Origin of the sequence: Labrenzia sp. PHM005 (genome assembly GCF_006517275.1) — a bacterium.
Lineage (GTDB): Bacteria > Pseudomonadota > Alphaproteobacteria > Rhizobiales > Stappiaceae > Roseibium.
In genome coordinates this window covers 632,501-650,598 of the sequence record NZ_CP041191.1, presented here as the reverse complement: position 1 = coordinate 650,598, position 18,098 = coordinate 632,501, and the positions used below count along the sequence as shown (strand labels likewise).

At 56.0% G+C, this 18,098-nt stretch carries 17 protein-coding genes (1 of these 17 cut by a window edge); 12 read left to right on the top strand and 5 right to left on the bottom strand.

The window, feature by feature from the left end; genetic code table 11:
• Positions 1–3 precede the first annotated feature (3 nt).
• Genes FJ695_RS03010 through FJ695_RS02990 form a run of 5 tightly spaced genes read left to right on the top strand, consistent with a single transcriptional unit; the run spans position 4 to position 3,769 of the window.
• Entirely contained in the window at positions 4–924 is a 921-nt protein-coding gene (locus tag FJ695_RS03010; protein ID WP_141184056.1) for a branched-chain amino acid ABC transporter permease, read from the top strand.
• Positions 921–1,904 carry a branched-chain amino acid ABC transporter permease gene (locus FJ695_RS03005; RefSeq protein ID WP_141184055.1) on the top strand — a complete coding sequence of 328 codons (984 nt, stop codon included), beginning with the start codon at positions 921–923 and terminating at the stop codon, positions 1,902–1,904. Before FJ695_RS03010 ends, FJ695_RS03005 begins: the two co-directional genes overlap by 4 nt.
• Entirely contained in the window at positions 1,897–2,646 is a 750-nt protein-coding gene (locus tag FJ695_RS03000) for an ABC transporter ATP-binding protein (RefSeq protein WP_141184054.1), read from the top strand. Before FJ695_RS03005 ends, FJ695_RS03000 begins: the two co-directional genes overlap by 8 nt.
• Positions 2,643–3,332, top strand: a complete 690-nt coding sequence (locus tag FJ695_RS02995) for an ABC transporter ATP-binding protein (RefSeq protein ID WP_141184053.1) — start codon at positions 2,643–2,645, stop codon at positions 3,330–3,332. The genes FJ695_RS03000 and FJ695_RS02995 overlap by 4 nt, the downstream gene beginning before the upstream one ends.
• A 41-nt stretch (positions 3,333–3,373) precedes the next feature.
• Entirely contained in the window at positions 3,374–3,769 is a 396-nt protein-coding gene (locus tag FJ695_RS02990; protein ID WP_141184052.1) for a RidA family protein, read from the top strand.
• Between the two features lie 6 nt (positions 3,770–3,775).
• Here FJ695_RS02990 and uxaC read toward each other — a convergent pair whose 3' ends face one another.
• From uxaC to FJ695_RS02965, 5 genes are read right to left on the bottom strand one after another with little or no spacing between them, the layout of a single operon-like run.
• Positions 3,776–5,188 (bottom strand): glucuronate isomerase, encoded by a 1,413-nt coding sequence (gene uxaC, locus FJ695_RS02985; RefSeq protein ID WP_141184051.1) that lies wholly within the window; start codon positions 5,186–5,188, stop codon positions 3,776–3,778.
• Between the two features lie 12 nt (positions 5,189–5,200).
• On the bottom strand, positions 5,201–6,634 hold the full coding sequence (locus FJ695_RS02980) for a mannitol dehydrogenase family protein (RefSeq protein WP_141184050.1): 1,434 nt from the start codon (positions 6,632–6,634) through the stop codon (positions 5,201–5,203).
• Between the two features lie 9 nt (positions 6,635–6,643).
• The gene (locus FJ695_RS02975) at positions 6,644–9,022 is read right to left on the bottom strand and encodes a TIM-barrel domain-containing protein (RefSeq protein WP_141184049.1); all 2,379 of its coding nucleotides are present in this window, start codon (positions 9,020–9,022) and stop codon (positions 6,644–6,646) included.
• A 15-nt stretch (positions 9,023–9,037) separates the two neighbouring features.
• The gene (locus tag FJ695_RS02970) at positions 9,038–10,339 is read right to left on the bottom strand and encodes a TRAP transporter large permease (RefSeq protein ID WP_141184048.1); all 1,302 of its coding nucleotides are present in this window, start codon (positions 10,337–10,339) and stop codon (positions 9,038–9,040) included.
• A 9-nt stretch (positions 10,340–10,348) separates the two neighbouring features.
• Positions 10,349–10,873 (bottom strand): TRAP transporter small permease, encoded by a 525-nt coding sequence (locus FJ695_RS02965; protein WP_141184047.1) that lies wholly within the window; start codon positions 10,871–10,873, stop codon positions 10,349–10,351.
• Positions 10,874–11,112: 239 nt separating this feature from the next.
• On the opposite strand from FJ695_RS02965, the gene FJ695_RS02960 reads away from it, so the two are divergent.
• The 7 genes from FJ695_RS02960 to FJ695_RS02930 all read left to right on the top strand — a co-directional run.
• Entirely contained in the window at positions 11,113–12,096 is a 984-nt protein-coding gene (locus FJ695_RS02960; RefSeq protein WP_141184046.1) for a TRAP transporter substrate-binding protein, read from the top strand.
• A gap of 20 nt (positions 12,097–12,116) precedes the next feature.
• Entirely contained in the window at positions 12,117–13,940 is a 1,824-nt protein-coding gene (locus tag FJ695_RS02955; RefSeq protein ID WP_141184045.1) for a glycoside hydrolase family 2 protein, read from the top strand.
• On the top strand, positions 13,937–14,677 hold the full coding sequence (locus FJ695_RS02950) for an FCD domain-containing protein (RefSeq protein WP_141184044.1): 741 nt from the start codon (positions 13,937–13,939) through the stop codon (positions 14,675–14,677). Before FJ695_RS02955 ends, FJ695_RS02950 begins: the two co-directional genes overlap by 4 nt.
• 47 nt (positions 14,678–14,724) lie before the next feature.
• Entirely contained in the window at positions 14,725–15,894 is a 1,170-nt protein-coding gene (gene uxuA, locus FJ695_RS02945) for a mannonate dehydratase (RefSeq protein WP_141184043.1), read from the top strand.
• Positions 15,895–15,992: 98 nt separating this feature from the next.
• Positions 15,993–16,394 carry a dihydroneopterin aldolase gene (locus FJ695_RS02940; RefSeq protein ID WP_141184042.1) on the top strand — a complete coding sequence of 134 codons (402 nt, stop codon included), beginning with the start codon at positions 15,993–15,995 and terminating at the stop codon, positions 16,392–16,394.
• Positions 16,395–16,476: 82 nt separating this feature from the next.
• A complete protein-coding gene (locus FJ695_RS02935; RefSeq protein WP_141184041.1) occupies positions 16,477–17,361 on the top strand; it encodes a dihydropteroate synthase in 885 nt (294 codons plus the stop codon).
• 37 nt (positions 17,362–17,398) lie between these two features.
• Positions 17,399–18,098: the 5' portion of an SDR family oxidoreductase gene (locus tag FJ695_RS02930; RefSeq protein ID WP_141184040.1), read on the top strand. 56 nt of this gene lie beyond the right edge of the window; 700 of the gene's 756 nt are visible here — the first part of the coding sequence; the start codon lies at positions 17,399–17,401; its stop codon lies beyond the right edge, outside the window.

Below are 18,098 nucleotides of genomic sequence, written 5' to 3'. Positions count from 1 at the left end.
TGCATGACTTTTATTTTGCTCATCGAGCAGATTTTGAACGGCCTTCAATTCGGGATCATGTTGTTCCTGATGGCCGCGGGTCTGACGCTGATATTCGGGGTGATGGGGCTGATCAACTTGGCCCATGGGTCGCTCTATATGGTTGGAGCGTTCTGCGCAGCCGCTGTTGCCGGCGCGACCGGATCGTTCTTCTTTGGATTGATCGCAGCCTTGGCCGGTGCGGCTCTTGCCGGCGCCTTGGTCGAACTTGTTGTCATCCGGAGGCTTTATGCCAAGGATCACCTGGATCAAGTGCTGGCGACATTTGCCCTGATCCTGATCTTTTCCGAAGGCACAAGATGGGTGTTCGGATCCTTCCCGCTCTTTCTTGACATTCCGCCAGCGCTGGCCGGGCCGGTGACCTTGCCAGGCGGCATTGAATACCCGCTCTACCGTTTGGCGTTGATCATTGTCGGACTTCTGGTGGCAGCGGGCCTGTTCCTCCTGATTTCCCGCACTCGGCTGGGTATCCAAATCCGCGCCGGGGAAAACGACCGTGAAATGATCGCGGCGCTCGGTGTCGACATTGCCAAGCTCTACACCATCGTCTTTGCGCTTGGGGCTGCTTTGGCCGGTTTGGCTGGGGCGCTTGTTGGGGCAATCCAGTCTGTTCAAGTCGGCATGGGCGAACCTGTTCTGATCCTTGCCTTCGTTGTCATCGTCATTGGCGGTATCGGGTCGATCAAGGGAGCGCTCATTGGCGCAATCCTGGTTGGCCTCACCGACACCCTTGGCGGCATCTTCCTGCCGGAACTCATGAAACTCTTCGTCAGCCCGGCCGCCGCGACGTCGATCGGATCTTCAATTGCGTCCATGGCTATTTACATCCTTATGGCCGCAGTCCTTGTGCTGCGCCCGACGGGCCTGTTCGGAGCGCGCGCATGACCCGGGAAACAATCTTCAATTCCGTGACGCTCGCCGCTCTGGCAATTGTGCCGCTCTGGGCGCATTTCTCCGGCGAACCGTTCACCGTGACACTGGCAACCCGTGCCGTCATCCTGGCGCTGGCGGCCGTTGGGCTCAACATTGCGCTTGGTTTTGGCGGTCTTGTCAGTCTTGGCCATGCGGTGTTCTTCGGCATCGGCGGCTACGCCATGGGCATCCTCGCGCATCATGCGCAGACCTATACGCCGGTGATGGAATGGCCGTTTGTCATTGAGGGCACAAAGTCCATGCCGGTGATCTGGCTGGTGGCGGTGGTGCTCTCGTCAATCGCCGCGTTTTTCATCGGCCTATTGTCGCTCAGAACGTCCGGTGTTTATTTCATCATGATCACGCTGGCTTTTGGGCAGATGTTTTTCTTCTTTGCCATCAGCTGGAGTGCATATGGCGGCGAGGATGGTCTGTCGATCTATGTCCGCAACGGCTTTCCGGGTTTGAATACGCTGGTGCCGATCCAGTTCTACGGGCTGTGTTTTGTGATCCTGGCCGCGGTGCTGTTCTTTTCTGCAAAATTGCAGCGCTCGCCCTTTGGCTTGGCGCTCAACGCGGCGCGGCAGGTGCCGGACCGGGTTGAAACCGTTGGGCTCAATCCAATGCGTTTGCGGCTGGTGGCCTTTGTGCTCTCTGGCGCAATCACAGGACTGGCGGGAGCGCTCTTTGCCGACCTCAACCGCTTTGTCAGCCCAACGATGTTCTCCTGGCAGATGTCTGGCGAGATCATCATCTTCATCATTCTGGGAGGCGTGGCCCGGCTCTATGGCCCGGTTGTTGGCGCGGTGATCTTTGTGGCACTAGAGCATATCCTCGGCGATCTCTCCGACTTCTGGCACATCTATCTCGGAATCCTTCTGCTGCTGGTGGTTCTGTTCGCCCGCGGAGGCATCATAGGCATGCTCGTTGGCCGGGAGGTGGCTCATGACTGAGGCAATTCTCGCGACTCACGGTATCTCCAAGAGCTTTGGTGCTCTGAAAGCCAGCGATGATGTGTCCATTGATTTGAGAGCGGGAGAAATCCACGCAATCATCGGTCCGAATGGCGCTGGCAAATCGACGTTAATCAAACAGATTTGCGGCGGCTTACGGCCAGATACCGGAACCGTCAAGCTGCTAGGCAAGGATGTTACCGATCTACCGACAGAACTTCGGGCGCAAGCCGGGCTGGGGCGGACCTTCCAGATCTCCGCACTCGCAATGGAAGATACCGTTCTTCAAAACGCTGTCCTCGGCGCGCTGGGCGGACAGGGAAATCCGTGGCGGTTCTTCAAACCGGTCCTGAAGGATAAGGACCTGCTTGATACGGCGATGGAAGCGCTGGAGCGCGTTGGCCTTAAAAAACAGGCCAAAACGCGCACCGCCGAACTCAGTCATGGCCAGCGCCGCCAGCTTGAAGTTGCCGTTGCGCTGACGTTGAAGCCAAAGGCCTTTGTCATGGACGAGCCTATGGCTGGTCTGGGGACAGAAGGCTCCAAACGGCTAACGGAGTTCCTGGACGGATTGCGCCAGCAAGCACCGATTTTGCTGGTGGAACACGATATGGATGCCGTATTTGCCCTTGCCGACCGGATCAGCGTGCTGGTCTACGGAAAGGTGATTGCGACCGGCACAGTCGACGAAATCCGCGCCAACAAAGATGTGCGTGATGCTTATTTGGGAGACGAGGCATGAGTGCGCTTTTGGCTCTCAAAAATGTCACCGCCAGTTATGGTCCGAGCCAGGCCTTGTTCGATGTTTCACTGTCGATTGGTCAAGGCGAAGTCGTAGCACTGATGGGCCGCAATGGCATGGGCAAGTCAACGACGGTGAAAACCATCTGCGGCATGTTGCCATCAGGTGGTGAAATCCAGTTCAAGGACAAGGTGATCGGCGGGATGCCGAGCCACAAGGTTGCCCGCCTCGGAGTTGGCCTCGTGCCTGAAGGCCGCCGGTGTTTTTCCGACCTGACAGTCGAAGAGAACCTAATGGCTGCGGCCCGGTCCGGAGCTTGGGACTTCGCCAAGGTGGCGGAGCTGTTTCCGCGTCTCGCGGAACGGCGGAATCAGAAGGCGGCATCACTGTCGGGCGGAGAGCAGCAGATGCTGGCCATTGGCCGGGCTTTGATGACCAATCCGATCCTGATGATCCTGGATGAGGCAACCGAAGGCCTTGCGCCGATCATCCGCCAGGAAATCTGGGCGGCTATCAGTCATTTGAAAAACAGCAGCGGTTTGTCGATCCTTCTTGTCGACAAGTCCTTGAAAGAACTGCAGCAGGTCGCCGATCAGGGCGTCATATTGGAACGTGGCCGGACTGTTTGGTCGGGCCGAATGGCCGATCTTGATGCTGAGACCGGAGAAAAATATCTCGGGATCTAAAGACCTTACTTTGCTTCCGGGACAAAAAAGAAAGACGCACCATGAGCCACAAAATTATTCATCCCGACGGTTGGGCCCCGGCAAAGGGTTATGCCAATGGCGTATTGAGCCGCAAAGGCGTACTGCATATCGGCGGTCAGATCGGCTGGAATAAGGATCAGGTTTTTGAGACCCATGACTTCATCGGCCAGATGGGACAGGCGCTGACAAACGTGCTTGGCGTTGTTGAGGCTGCCGGCGGGTCAGCGGAAGATATTGTCCGCCTGACCTGGTTTGTTACCGACAAGAAAGAATACCTGGCGCGACAGCGCGAGATCGGCGAGACCTACCGCAAAGTCCTGGGCCGGCACTTCCCGGCAATGTCCATGGTTGTGGTAGCCGGGCTCATTGAGGATGAAGCGCTGGTCGAAATCGAGGCGACTGCCGAAATCGGCTGATGGGTCTCAGTTTTCCGGCAGGAACCAGTCCCGGGCGTTTTCATAACAAATGCGGCGGATGAGGCCGTCGCTCAGCCTTGGATCTGCGGGAATAGCGCCATCCTCCACCCATTGACCGATCATGCGGCAAACAAGGCGCCGGTAGTACTCGTGGCGCGGGAAAGACAGGAACGAACGGGAATCGGTCAGCATCCCAATGAAGCGGGATAAAAGCCCCATCTGCGCCACTTGATTCAATTGCCGTTCCATACCGTCGAGCTGATCGTTGAACCACCAGCCCGGACCAGCCTGGATTTTCCCGGGATCAGACCCGTCCTGGAAGTTGCCGGCAATGGTTACCAGCATCTCGTTGTGAATGGGGTTCAGGGCGTAAAGAATGGTACGCGGAAGCCCTTTACGGGAATTGATCTGATCCAGGATCGCATTGAGCGACGCGCCGATGGCAACATCTGACATACAGTCGCCACCAACATCAGGCCCTAGAGCCCGGTATAGTCGGCTGTTTTGATTGCGCAGAGCTCCGACGTGATACTGCATGACTATGCCACGTTCGGCATAGGCTTCGCCGAGTTCGATCAGGACGGCAGCTTTGAAATCGGCAACGTCTTGCGGTGACATCGGCCAGCCGTTCTGCCCGCTGCGCAAGATTATGTCCAATTCCCGGGGCGGGCGTTTTTCGAACGCCGGCAGATCGTTCAATCCGTGGTCGGCGGCCTTGCAGCCGAGGGACACAAAAAAGTCCAGCCGGTTTATTAGGGCTGCAATCAGGGTCTCATAGCTGTCGATAGCAATACCGCTGGCTTCACCAAGTCGACGGCAGTAGGCGGCAAACCCCGGCGTTGTGGGAACCAATGCCTTATCGGGCCGGAAACTTGGGGCCATGCGGATCGGGCAATCCGGATCCTCCTGGACAGCGGAATGAAACTCCAATGTATCGGTTGGATCATCTGTTGTGCCGACATATTGGACATTCATTCCAGTCAATAACCCACGCGCACTGTGGCTTGGCTGGGTGAGTTTTGCGTTGGCGAGTTCCCAGACTTCATCGGCCGTGTCCGGGCCAAAAATGCCGTCCCAGCCGAAATAACGTTGCAGTTCCAGATGGGTCCAATGGTAGAGCGGGTTGCCGAGACAATGGGGGACTGTTTCGGCAAATGCTTTGAATTTCTGATGATAGTCCGCTTCGCCCGTCACCAGGCTTTCGGAAATGCCATTCCAGCGCATCGCGCGCCATTTATAGTGATCGCCCTCGAGCCAGATCTCACCAATGGACTCCCAGGACCGGTTCTCGGCAATGGCTGCTGGATCCAGGTGATTATGAAAGTCGACGATCGGCAGATCTTTGGCGACCTCATCGTACAGCCGACGGCCAGTCGGAGTATCAAGCAGAAAATCCGGGCCGAGGAAGGGAGCGGTCATTGGAAAAGATCCTTAGAGGCAAGCGGCCAGGGCTTTGTTCACGCCGTCAGTCTTCAGGGTTTCGTAGGCACCGGTCACCAAACCGACAAAGGAGGGGTTGGCCGGCAGGTCAGATCCGAAAATGCCTGCCAGAAGCATCATGTTCAAGACATAGCCGTCATCATCGGATCCAGATGCGAGCTCAGCGACACGGTCTGCATGCGGGTCATTGACCGGAAGTTTTGTGCCAGCTTCTGAGACACCACGGCAATAGTGCATCCATCCGGCGATCGCGAGCGCGGCAAGCGGCCAGGGCCTGCCAGCATCCAGATGGCTCCTAACTGGAGCCAGGATGCGCTGCGGCAGTTTCTGACTGCCATCCGCTGCGATCTGCGTGGTTTTGTGATGAAGGGCGCGGTTGGAGTATCGGTCAATCAGCATTCCAGCGTAATCTTCAATGTCGAACCCTGCCGGGATCGTCAGGGATGGTGCCTGCTCGCTCATCATCAGTTTGTGGGCCGCACTCTTGAAAACAGGATCCGCCATGCAATCTGCTATCGTCTCCTTGCCGGCCAGCGCGCCAAGATAGGCGAGAAACGAGTGACTGCCGTTCAACATCCGGAGTTTGATGTCTTCAAACGGCTCAACATCGTCAACAAAGCTCGCACCCGCCAAATCCCAATGCGGTTTTGCGCCTGCAAAATTGTCTTCGATCACCCACTGGCGGAAAGGTTCACACAGGATGCCGTTAGGGTCAGGCGCGCCCAAAGTCACTTCAAGTTTGTTGAAGGAGTCTTCGGTCATGGCCGGTGTGATCCGGTCGACCATGGAGCAGGGAAACCTGCAAGTGTCTGCGATCCAAGTCTTCAGATCTGGATCGCGATGCCCGGCAAACTCCAAAACCGCAGTCCGGCAGAGCTTGCCGTTCGACGGAAGATTGTCGCAAGACAGGACCGTCAATCCCGGCAAGCCAGCTTCTTTACGCCGATACAACCCTTCGACCAGCAATCCGATCGCTGATTTTGGAGCAGATGGATTCTCCAAATCTGCCGCAATGTCCGGGTTTTCAAGGTCCAACACCTCTCGGGCCAGGCAATAGCCCTTTTCGGTAATCGTCAGGGTGATTACTTGAAGATCGGGGTCTGCGATCTGCGCAATTAGTGCTTCAATGCCGTCCCGGTTCGGGTGAAGCGTCTTGATTACTGCACCAACCTGACGAAGATCCAAATCGCCGTCCGACATTTCTCCGACGGCAAAGAGATGACCGGCCTCATCGAGGGCTGTCAGACCGCTTTCTCCGGAGTTAAGCCGGGCAACCGCCATGCCCCAATCACTGCCGGTTTGGCGTAGCATTTCATCGTGAAAGACTGAGGTATGCGCCTTTGCGAAAGCGCCAAAGCCGATATGAAACAATCGGACCTTCAAGGAAGCGCGGTTATAGGGCGGACGAGAAATGTTTGCGGTCATGACAAATGCTCAAACGAATGAAAGTGGTGTTTCTGTTCCGGCGGGAGACCCGTTGACAATGAGCTGGTCAGAACCAGCTAGCCAGAGGTCAATTTGGTCGAAGGCAGGACGGTAGGAACCAGCCTTCTTCCAATCCAGCATAACCGAGTCGCCGGAATGCGACAGGGTCATATGGGTCAGACAATGGTCGATGTCCAAAGCGCTCGAGGAGACACCGTCATCGTCATAGGCAAGGCTTTCTCTTGATGCAGTGCCGGCTGTCTGCGGGTAGATGCGCCAGCAGCGGTAGGTGTCAGACCGGGCTGAACTGCGTGCGTTGGGGGCTGCCATCGGTAGAACTGCACCGCCGCGGACAAAGAGCGGAATGCTCTCTTGCGTGACGGGAACTTCGATTTCTTGACCGCCCGGATACCAGGATTTTCTGTCAAAGTCCCACCAACCTTCCGGGCATGCGGGCAAGGGCACTGTTCTTGTGGTCGCACCTTTCTCGATCACGGAAGCCACCAGCAGATCTTTTCCAAGCAGAAATTCGAACTCGGATGTTCGCGCCAAAGGATCTTCCGGAAAGTCCAACCACAGAGGCCGGAGCATTGGTTCACCGTCGGTGACCGACTGGTATAGCAGCGTATAGAGATAGGGGATCAGCTGCGCGCGGAATTTCAAAGCCTGACGGATCAAAGGCGTTATTTCCGGGTACATCCAGGCTTCATTGGCGGTGCCATCATCATTCCAGGAATGGATGGTGAAGCGGGGATGGAAAATCCCGTTCTGAACCCAGCGTAGGAAGAGTTCCGGTTCTGGCCGCGGACCGGCAAAGCCGCCAACGTCATGGCCGATGTTGTAAAAGCCGGAAAGGCTGAGCCCGAGGCCCATCGGAATGTTCCAGCGCAGAGTTTCCCAGCTGGTGTAATTGTCCCCGGTCCAGGTCTGCGCATAGCGCTGAGTTCCTGGAGCTGCACAACGGGAAATGAGATATGGCCGCTTGTCCGGTTGATCCTGAACCTGCGCATCATAGGAAGCACGGGTCATCAGCTGGCTGTGCAAGGGGCGGATCAATCCGACCGGGATCTCCTTGCCGAAGCCGGCGCAAACCGCTTCGTCGTCCCAAACTTCATATTCGTTATTGTCGTTCCAGGTGTTGGCAATGCCTTTGTCGAACAGTTTCTCTTTAAGGTTCGCCTTCCACCAGGAGACCGTTGCCAGATTGGTGAAATCGAGATGCGATCCGCTGCCGTCCCAAAAAGGCGATTGTTCCGGAGCGCCCGTTTCGCTGTCTTTGATGAACAGGCCAGACGTCTCTGCGTCTTGATAAAGCGGGTGATCGTCCAGAAGCACCGGCTTGATGTTTGCGATCAGATGAATGTCCGCGTCTTGATACGCCTTGGTGAAAGCTGGGATGTTGGGAAAGCGGTCGGTGTTCCAATGGAACACGTAGCGTTTGCCTTTGATCGCCGTATAGCCCGACGACATCTGAAAACTGTCGCAGGGCATGTCTTCGTCGGAGAGTTTTTGTAAAAACTCTTCCAGCCGCTCTTGTGCGTTTTCTGAATCCGTATAGGCCATGGTCGAGCCGGAATAACCAAACCCCCAGCGTGGCATGAAGGCGGTGCCGCCGGTCAAAGAGTGGTGGCGTTTGACAACGTCGAGGACTGACGGAGCCCAGAAGAAATAATAGTCTAGCTCGCCATCTGAGGCCCGGAACGAGCGGAAGGCCGGGTGATAATTGTCTTTTTCATTGCCGAGATCGAACCAGCAATGGGCGAGCGTATCGTAATAAAGGCCATAGGCGCCGAGTGCGCCGCGGTCGGTAATTGTGAACGGCACGTGTTTATAGAGCGGGTCCGTGGTACGGGCATCGTAGCCCATGGCATCGAGATTGCGCATTTCATAGCGCCGTCCGGACCGTTCCAAAGACCCGGACTTTTCGCCGAGACCAAAATAGCGCTCGCCATCAAACCGGCGCATGAAGTGGGATTTGCGATGATCCCGCCGGCCGAGCATGTAGGCATCCTGCGGCCGGTCGCGGGTAATTTCCTGCCACGCGGCGTCTGATTTTTCTCTGCACTCCCAAGTTAGAGCCAGGGGTGTTTCAACAGTTAGGCGAAGCGTATCTGTCCAGAGTTGCAGCCGGTTTTCTTGCTGATCAATGGAAAACTCAGGACAGGAAAAGCCGCTGAGATCATCCCGGGAGCGCCCTTCCCAGGGAGCGTCGCCGTCAGGGGCGACAGCCCACGTCCGGTCGAGCCGGTGAACTCCGTCCTTGAGAAGCGAAACACGGACAAGAGCGTTCTCCAGGACACGGATGACCAATTTATGCTTATCGTCGACCAGAAGAACGACACCGGTCGGTGTCTGTTCAGTCAGCGCCCAGGTTTTCAGAGCTTTCATATCTGAATCGGGCTCCTAATAGCCGAGCAGCAGTTGGGGCAGGAACAGGCTGATTTCAGGCACATAGGTGACAACCAAAAGCAGGCCGACAAGAACTGCGTAGAAGGGAAGCATCGGCTTGATGACATCGCCGATCTTGACCCCACCGACCGAGCAGCCGACAAAGAGTGCCGATCCCACAGGTGGCGTACAGATGCCGATACACAAGTTGAAGGTCATCATTACCCCGAAGTGCACCGGATCCATACCAAGATCTGTGACGACCGGCAGGAAGATCGGCGTAAAGATCAGCAGCGCGGGGGTCATGTCCATAAAGGTGCCGACGATCAAGAGCGCGATGTTGATGATCAGCAAAAGCACCAGCGGGTTGTCTGACAGGCCGAGCAAAATATCTGAAATCGCATACGGAATATCGGCAAAGGCCATGGCCTTCGACATGGCGATAGAGCAGCCAATCATCAAAAGCACGATGGACGTGGTCACCGCGCTCTCCAGGATGATACTTGGAAGCTGGCGCCACGTGATCTCCCGGTACCAGATCACGGCCAAAAACAGAGTATAGACAACTGCCACCGCAGAGGCTTCGGTTGCGGTAAAAATACCGCCAATAATCCCGCCCATAACGATGACGATCAGGCCAAGCGGCAGCACCGCACCGAGAGTTTTGTCGAGGACTTCCTTCGTGCTCGGCCGAGGAGCGATTGGATAGCCGCGTTTCTTGGCGATAATGCCGGCCACGACCATGAGGCAAAGGCCCATCAGAATGCCAGGCACATATCCGGCCACGAACAGGGCTGCGATCGACGTACCATTGGTGATCAGGGAGTAGACAATGAAGGTCGCGCTCGGCGGGATCAAAAGCCCGGTCGGGCAGGAGGCGATGTTGACCGCAGCACTATAGGCCGGATCGTAACCTTCCTTCTTCTGCAGCGGAGACATGACACCACCGACTGCCGCCGCCGAAGCCACAGCAGACCCGGAAATCGAGCCGAACATCATATTTGCGAGCACATTACAGTGAGCGAGTGCACCGGGAAGGCGGCCACCGAGAACCTTGGCAAATTCAATCAGGCGGAGCGCGATGCCGCCCCGGTTCATGATGTTGCCGGCTAGAATGAAGAAGGGAATCGCCAGAAGTGTGAAACTGTCCAGCCCGGAGGCCACTTGCTGGGCGACGATATAGACCGACTGGTCGAAGGACATGAACAATAAGAATGTGGCGAAGGCGGACAGGCCAATGGAAAAGGCGATCGGAACGCCCAGAACCATGAGCAGCACAAAGGTCCCGAACAGGACCGCAACAGCTTGGATATCCATGAAAAGCTCCTAGCTTAACGGTCCGCCACGGGACGGCGTCTCGGCTTGATCATTGGGGCCGCGTCCTTCACGCAGAAGGTCGGCAAAGAAGGTCAGGCAGTAGTAGAGGATGCAAATCCCGGAAAACGGGATCGCGATGTAAATGAAGCCCATTGGGATGCGTAGGGCCGGAGACACCTGGCCGGTTTCCAACGTGCGGCTGACCAATCCGGTGCCACCGTAAATCATGATGAGGGTCGCGAATAGCGCGATGGCGGCGATAATGCCCGCATTCACAGCAATTCGGGTGGCGCCTTTGGTGACAACGGGCAGAAGGTCGATGGCCAAATGCCGGCGCTGGCCGAGCGTATAGGCTCCGCCCAACAGAGCGACCCAGATAAACAGGAACCGCGCCATTTCGTCGGTTACGGTGCTCGGGCTTTCCAAAACATAGCGGGAGAACACCTGCCAAACGACACACACCACCAGAATGGCAAAGGCGGTTGTTATGACGAGGCGCAGGACAAAATCCACTCCCCGGGTTAATGCGGTCACGATTATCCTCCCTGCCCATTGGCGCCTGTGCGGCTTAGTCTTTCACCGCTACTTCGGCACGCTAACATTTGCGGCATGAAATTAAATTGGTCAACCAATTTTATAAAAAAGGTTGACTGATTTGCAAAATTGGACGAACAATTCGGCCTCAACGGCGCATCCAGCCGTGACACTCAGGGCCGTGGGCCTTCCAATTGGAAGCGAATACCCCCCGGTCGGACTGCATCTGGGAGGAATTCATGTCGAAGTTCATCAAGGTCGCGGCTCTCTTGGCCGTCGGTGCCGTTGCGCTGGGCTCAGCTGCCCACGCAAAAACATTGCGCCTCAATCACAACAATCCGGAAGATCATCCGCTGCACAAGTCCATGGAGTTCATGGCTGAGCGCCTGGAAGAAATGACCGGTGGTGATTTGAAGATCCGCATCTATGCCAATGCGCAGCTGGGTACGCAGCGTGAATCCATGGAGCTCATGCAAAATGGTGCGCTCGATATGGCGCGCTCCAATGCGTCGGAATTGGAAGCTTTTGAAGAATCTTATGGCGCGTTGAATCTGCCGTATATTTTCGTCAACGACGATCACTATTACGACGTTCTCAGCGGCGACATCGGTGCTGACATTCTCTCTGCATCCGAAGACAAGGGCTTCATCGGTGTTGCCTACTACGTTGAAGGCGCCCGGTCTTTCTACGCCAACAAGGAAATCAATTCCCCGGCCGATCTGCAGGGCATGAAGATCCGCGTACAGCCGAGCCCATCCGCGATCCGCATGGTTGAGTTGCTCGGCGGTAACCCGACCCCGATCGCCTGGGGTGAACTCTACAGCGCCCTGCAGCAAGGTGTTGTTGATGGCGCTGAAAACAACCCATTGGCTCTGACGTCCGCCCGTCACGGCGAGGTCAGCAAGGTCTATTCCAACGACGGCCACACAATGATCCCGTCTGTTGTGATGATTTCGACCAAATCTTGGGGTGAGCTGAGCGATGAGCATAAGGGCGCTTTGACTAAAGCGGCCAAAGAATCCATGGATTTCCATCGCAAGCAGTGGGATGCAATGGTTGCTGAAGGCATCGAAACGGCCAAGAGCGAACTCGGCGTAAAATTCGTCGAAGTAGAAAAGGGCCCGTTCATCGAAGCGGTTCTGCCGATGCACGAGGAAGCTGCAAAGAAATCTGAAAAGGTGGCTGACCTCATCAAGCGCATCAAAGAAATCGCACCGAAGTAATCCACGAACGGGAAAAACCGATGCTCGAACGCTCTGAACTGGCCGACAATGCGCTTCAAGCGCTCCATGACGAAGACTATGACGTTCCCTTTAACACACAGTCTTTGAATCATGATGGCCTGATATTTATGGGTGGCCGGGTATCGGAGAGCCTGAATGGAGAGTGGACCTTCTGCGTCGACCTCCTCGACACCGGCCTCCGGCAGAAATGGTTCGCCATGCTGCCGGAAGCGCCAGAAGACCGGACCGAACCCTGGGACTATGACCCTTATATGGGTGACACCGTCCCGGTGCCTTCCAACTGGGCCATGCTGAAAGAGAAGTGGTATTTCTTTGAAGGCAGTACCTGGTACACCCGCCCGCTTGACGTCGATGAAATCGCCGAAACAAAGCGCACGTTTCTTCGTTTCGGCGCAGCGGCCTATGACTGCAAGATTTTCCTAAACGGGGAATTTGTTGGCAACCACTACGGTGCCTCAACGCCCTTCTGCGTCGAACTGACTGGGAAGCTGAAACCGGGGCGCAATTGGATAATGGCGTGCGTCAACAACACCCGGACCCGAGACCGGGTCCCCATGCGCAACACCGACTGGTTCAATTACGGTGGTCTGTATCGGGAAGTCTCTGTCTTTCAGACGCCCAAAAGCCTGATCAAGGATTTTTTCCTCTATTTGGTACCCGATGGCACATATTCGAAACTTTGTGCCGAAGTGACGATAGACGGTCCTCTGATTGAGGAAGCTGTTGAACTAAACATCCCGTCACTCGGTATCGACATTGCCGTTCTACTTGATGAAACCGGTAAGGCCCGGATCGAATTTGCCGCTGCGCCTGACTTGTGGTGCCCGGAAACACCAGTGCTTTACGATGTCACTGTCACCTATGGAGAGGATCAGGTCAGCGACCGGGTTGGCTTCCGCCAGATAGAAAGACGCGGTACCGATATCGTCCTCAACGGCGAACCGCTCTTTCTGCGTGGAATTTCAGTTCACGAAGACGATGCTGTACTGGGCAAAGTCACCAGCGAAGCGGATCTGCACCGCCGGTTTGACCATGCCCGTGAGCTTGGCTGCAATTACCTGCGCCTTGCCCATTATCCGCACCATGAATTGGCGGCCCAACTCGCCGATGAACTCGGATTTCTGCTTTGGGAAGAAATCCCTGTCTACTGGGCCATCGACTTTGAAAACCCGGCCACGTACCGGGACGCTGAAAATCAGCTCTGTGAGCTGATCAAACGCGACCGGAACCGGGCAAGTGTGGTGATCTGGTCCGTCGGCAATGAAAACCCGGACACGGACGCACGTCTGGAGTTTATGAAGGGCCTGGCCGATACGGCAAAAAGGCTCGATCCGACCCGGCTGACTTCGGCCGCCTGTCTGGTCAATCACGCGCAAAACCGGATCGAAGACCGGCTTGCCGCGCACATCGATGTTATCGGCCTGAATGAATATTACGGCTGGTACGAAGAAGATTTTGAAGACCTGGCCGCGATTGGCGAAAACTCGGATCCGGACCGGCCAGTGGTAATTTCCGAAACCGGGGCTGATGGCGTGATCGGTGAAAAGGGGCCAACCAAAGGGCTCTTCAGCGAAGACTATATGGCGGAAGTCTACACCAAGCAGATTGCCACCTTGCGGCAGCTTGCGTATGTGAAAGGTATGTCGCCGTGGATCTTGTACGATTTCCGCGTCGAACGCCGGCAGAACATTTTTCAAAACGGCTACAATCACAAGGGGCTTATCGCCGCCGATAAAAAGACAAAGAAAAAAGCGTTCCACATCCTGGCCGACTATTACCGTCAAATCGCGGCCGGCCAGGGGAACACAAGGAAGGCCTCATGACCAGCGACGCGCCAAAACGCCGGTATCAGGAAATCGCCCAGATCCTCGTTCAGCGGATTGCAGACCAAGGTTATAAACCGGGCGACAAATTTCCAACCGAGAGGCAGATTTCCCTGGAACTCGGTATCAGCCGGTCGTTGGTGCGCGAAGCCTTCATCATGCTGGAGATCGAGGGATATCTGGATGTTCGTAAAGGCTCTGGCAGCTATGTTGCGGCCGGCGAAAAAATCTCTCTAAACAATCCGAAGCCGGACTTTGGACCGTTTGAACTCCTTCAGGCACGTCAGCTTCTGGAAAGTTCAATTGCCGGATTTGCCGCTGAGACCATTACAAAGAGCGATATCATCAACTTGCGCGAAACACTGGAGTTGGAACGCAAGGCCATCAACAATGGCGAAGAAGATTATGCCGCGGACCGCCAATTTCACCTCCAAATCGCCGAAGCCACGCAAAACAGTGCACTGGTGGCGCAGGTCGAAGAACTTTGGACCAAGCGGGAAACCAGTCCCATGTGGGCGCGCTTGCATGACCGCATATTTGATTTGAGCTATCGGGAAAAATGGCTCGACGACCACGCGGAAATCCTGGAAGCCCTGCGCCACCGCAATTCGGAAGCGGCCCGTAAGGCGATGTGGCAGCACCTTGAAAATGTGCGCCAAACGCTCCTGGAGCTCTCCGATGTGGGCGACCCTGAATTCGATGGATATTTGTACAAGCCTGCTGCGGCATCGAGTTAAAACAACCCAGTGCTGACTGGCCCAGAAGAAAAAGAAAGACAGGTGCGATGATCGAATGTTGGCGCTGGTTCGGCCCAGATGACCCGGTTTCTTTGCGCGATGTAAGGCAGACTGGCGCCACGGGTATCGTAACGGCGTTGCATCAGATCCCCAATGGCACCTACTGGCCGGAAGAAGAAATCGCTCTGCGCCGGCAGATGATTGAGGCGGAAGGTCTGACCTGGCAGGTCTGCGAGAGCATCCCGGTCCATGAAGACATAAAGACGGGTGCTCCCGGATGGGAGCGCTGGGCAGAAAATTGGGCCGAAACCGTTCGTGCGCTGGCGCGCGAAAATGTCCGGACCATCTGTTACAACTTCATGCCGGTGCTCGACTGGACCCGGACGGATCTCGACTATGAATTGCCTTGTGGTGCGACGGCGCTGAGATTTGAATTTACAGCCTATGCTGCGTTCGATCTCTTTATCTTAAAACGCGACGGGGCAGAAAAAGACTACAGCCAAGCAGATATTGGTGCGGCTGAGGTTTGGCTTTCGGAGCGGTCTGAGGAAGAGAAGGAAAGATTGGTCCGCAACATTATTGCAGGCCTTCCGGGATCAGAAGAAAGCTATACGCTCGACACATTCCGGGACCAGCTTGCCGCTTACAAAGATGTTGGTCAGGAGCAGCTCTTTCAAAACCTGGCGAATTTCCTGGAAATTGTCGTGCCGGCGGCTGAAGAAGCCGGTGCCCGTCTTGCAATCCATCCGGACGATCCGCCGAGATCGCTTTTTGGATTGCCGCGTATTGTCGGCACACAAAAGGACCTGACCCGGATCGCAGATCTCAACCCGTCGCCGGCAAATGGGTTTACGGTCTGTGCTGGGTCGCTCGGCGTTCATCCGGACAATGATTTACAGGCAATTATCGAAGCCGTCAGCGATCGGATTCATTTTGTGCATTTGCGGGCGACTAAGCGGGAAGCCGATCCACGCAGCTTTTATGAAGATGCGCACCTGGACGGCGACATTGATATGGTGGCGATCATCCGCGCCTTGCGCCGGCTGGAGCGCAACGCAGAGATTTCGATCCCAATGCGCCCCGATCATGGACACCGCATGCTGAGCGATTTGAAAGAAGATTCGACGCCCGGCTATCCGGCGATCGGCCGGCTGCGGGGGCTGGCAGAACTGCGCGGTGTCACCCGCGCGATTGATGCGCTCGATCGGCCTCAATAGAACGCCGCACGGCGGTTCAATCAGCAAATCTCAGCTTGACCGGAGTGGTATCGACGCGCCATGCCTGTGTGACGTCAAATCGCAAAGGCCAAGATATCATGGGCGCAGCCACTTCATCCAACCAAAAGACCGTCGAAGACAGTCAGGACAAAATCCGGATTGAAGGACTGAACATTCCGGCCGAAATTGGTGTGTTGGACAGCGAGAAGGGGCGGACCCAATCTTTGCGGTTTGATGTCGAAATTCAAACCGTACCAGGCTACCGGGACATCGTCGCCAAGACGGGGTCTTATGTGTCTTATGCCGATACGGTTTTTTTCATCAAAGAGAAGGCCGCGACGGGTGGGCATATAGACCTGGTGGAAGAATGGGCCGAGGCCGTCGCCTCCTTTGTCCTCGAGAACCCTCTCGCGGAACAGGTGATCGTGAAAGTCACCAAACCAGATATTTTTGAAGACGCTGCCGGAGTTGGGATCCAAATTGCCCGCCGCCGTTCGTGATGAGCCTTGCCCGGAAGGCACGCTGATCTATGTGCGCCCAAATGCGCCGGATTGATCCAAGATTTTTAGGAGACAGTTTTAGATGATTTCTGCAGACCGCGTTCTTCCCCTTTGGCTGAAATACAGAGAGGCGCTGGAGACGCCGGTCCGCAGTTTCGAGTTTCCGAAATTCGGGAGGCGCTTTGAAGACCGAACCTACCAGATGGGCGTCTTGAACCTGTCTCCAGACAGCACCTACCGGGAAACCGTCTGCCACACACTTGAAGCCGCTCTCTACAGGGGGCGCCGGATGACGCTTGAGGGGGCTGCGATGGTCGACATCGGGGCGGAGTCCACGGGCGAAACCGCAGACATTGTCTCCATCGAGCGGCAAATCGATAGAATGCGGCCTGCCGTCAAGGCTCTTTCGGAAGAAAACATCCTGGTTTCGGTGGAGACCTATCATCCCGAAGTCGGCATTGCGCTTCTGGAAGCAGGCGCGGGTGTCGTCAACCTGACCGGGCGTGTGGACGATACAGGTTTTTATCAAGCGATTGCCAAACATGAAGCTGGCCTGGTCCTGTGTTACACGCCCGGCGACAATGCCCGGTCCAGCGATCATTTGCCGCCGGTCGATCAGGTCTTTGATCATCAGCTGGAGTTCTTCAAAGACCGGGTGGCTATGGCAACGGGCGCCGGTATCGAGCGGCTGTGGGTTGATCCCGGCTTTGGTTTTGCGCTGAACTTGCCGGATGGCCCGGACCGGATCCGCTATCAGACCGACAGTATCCTGCAGTCCTTCCGCTTGCGCGAACTCGGCTGGCCGGTAACCGTGCAGCTGACGGGCCATGTTTATTTGTTTCGCGATGAAGTGCGTGTTGCCCAGACCAGTGCGGCGACGCTGGCAGTTTTGTCCAAAGCCAATTTGGTGCGCAGCCACGAAGTGCCCCGTGTCCAGCCGGTTTTGAACTTGCAGGACTATTCCTAAGATTGAAAGGGTTCTAGCAGCCTAGGAAGCATTGACTATGACGGATCAGAAAATCGCCCTTGTCACCGGTGCTGGTAAACGGCTTGGCAAGGCAATTGCCGAAGGCCTTGCCGAGGATGGATTTGCGGTCGGCCTGCATTACAACGCTTCTATCGGAGGTGCGGAAGATCTTTACAACAAGATCACCAGCCAAGGCGGCCGGGCCATTCTCTTGCAAAAAGATCTGAGTCAGCCGGAAATAGCGGGGACATTGATATCGGAGACAACGGCTGCGTTAGGAGGGCCGGTATCCGTTCTGGTTAACTCTGCATCTGCCTTCAACACGGACAAGCTGTCGGATCTGACTTTGGACAGCTGGCAGTTTCTGATGAACGTGAATGCGGCTGCGCCCGTCTTTCTTATGCAGGCTTTTGCCAATCAGGATCCTGCACCGTCAAAGGGTGCCATCATTAACTTGCTGGATACCCAAATGCTGTCGGCCGCCCCAGAGCGGTTCAGCTATTTCTGTGGCAAGTACGCATTAGAAGGAGCAACCCGGTTGGCCGCTTACGACCTGGGACCCAAAGGGATCCGGGTGAACGCGATCGCCCCGGGCCTGATCCTCCCAAGCGACCAGACCCAAGAAAATTTTGACGACCGCCAGGCCCTGACACCCATGGGGCCGGGATTGGGACCTGGGGATGTTATGGGCGCAGTGCGGTATTTCCTAAATGCGCCGCAGGTGACTGGGCATACGT

Excerpts from the sequence above, each read along its gene's own strand:
- FJ695_RS03010 (WP_141184056.1), top strand. The coding sequence starts at position 4 with ATGACTTTTATTTTGCTCATCGAGCAGATTTTGAACGGCCTTCAATTC.
- FJ695_RS03005 (WP_141184055.1), top strand. The coding sequence starts at position 921 with ATGACCCGGGAAACAATCTTCAATTCCGTGACGCTCGCCGCTCTGGCA.
- FJ695_RS03000 (WP_141184054.1), top strand. The coding sequence starts at position 1,897 with ATGACTGAGGCAATTCTCGCGACTCACGGTATCTCCAAGAGCTTTGGT.
- FJ695_RS02995 (WP_141184053.1), top strand. The coding sequence starts at position 2,643 with ATGAGTGCGCTTTTGGCTCTCAAAAATGTCACCGCCAGTTATGGTCCG.
- FJ695_RS02990 (WP_141184052.1), top strand. The coding sequence starts at position 3,374 with ATGAGCCACAAAATTATTCATCCCGACGGTTGGGCCCCGGCAAAGGGT.
- uxaC (WP_141184051.1), bottom strand. The coding sequence starts at position 5,188 with ATGACCGCTCCCTTCCTCGGCCCGGATTTTCTGCTTGATACTCCGACT.
- FJ695_RS02980 (WP_141184050.1), bottom strand. The coding sequence starts at position 6,634 with ATGACCGCAAACATTTCTCGTCCGCCCTATAACCGCGCTTCCTTGAAG.
- FJ695_RS02975 (WP_141184049.1), bottom strand. The coding sequence starts at position 9,022 with ATGAAAGCTCTGAAAACCTGGGCGCTGACTGAACAGACACCGACCGGT.
- FJ695_RS02970 (WP_141184048.1), bottom strand. The coding sequence starts at position 10,339 with ATGGATATCCAAGCTGTTGCGGTCCTGTTCGGGACCTTTGTGCTGCTC.
- FJ695_RS02960 (WP_141184046.1), top strand. The coding sequence starts at position 11,113 with ATGTCGAAGTTCATCAAGGTCGCGGCTCTCTTGGCCGTCGGTGCCGTT.
- FJ695_RS02955 (WP_141184045.1), top strand. The coding sequence starts at position 12,117 with ATGCTCGAACGCTCTGAACTGGCCGACAATGCGCTTCAAGCGCTCCAT.
- FJ695_RS02950 (WP_141184044.1), top strand. The coding sequence starts at position 13,937 with ATGACCAGCGACGCGCCAAAACGCCGGTATCAGGAAATCGCCCAGATC.
- uxuA (WP_141184043.1), top strand. The coding sequence starts at position 14,725 with ATGATCGAATGTTGGCGCTGGTTCGGCCCAGATGACCCGGTTTCTTTG.
- FJ695_RS02940 (WP_141184042.1), top strand. The coding sequence starts at position 15,993 with ATGGGCGCAGCCACTTCATCCAACCAAAAGACCGTCGAAGACAGTCAG.
- FJ695_RS02935 (WP_141184041.1), top strand. The coding sequence starts at position 16,477 with ATGATTTCTGCAGACCGCGTTCTTCCCCTTTGGCTGAAATACAGAGAG.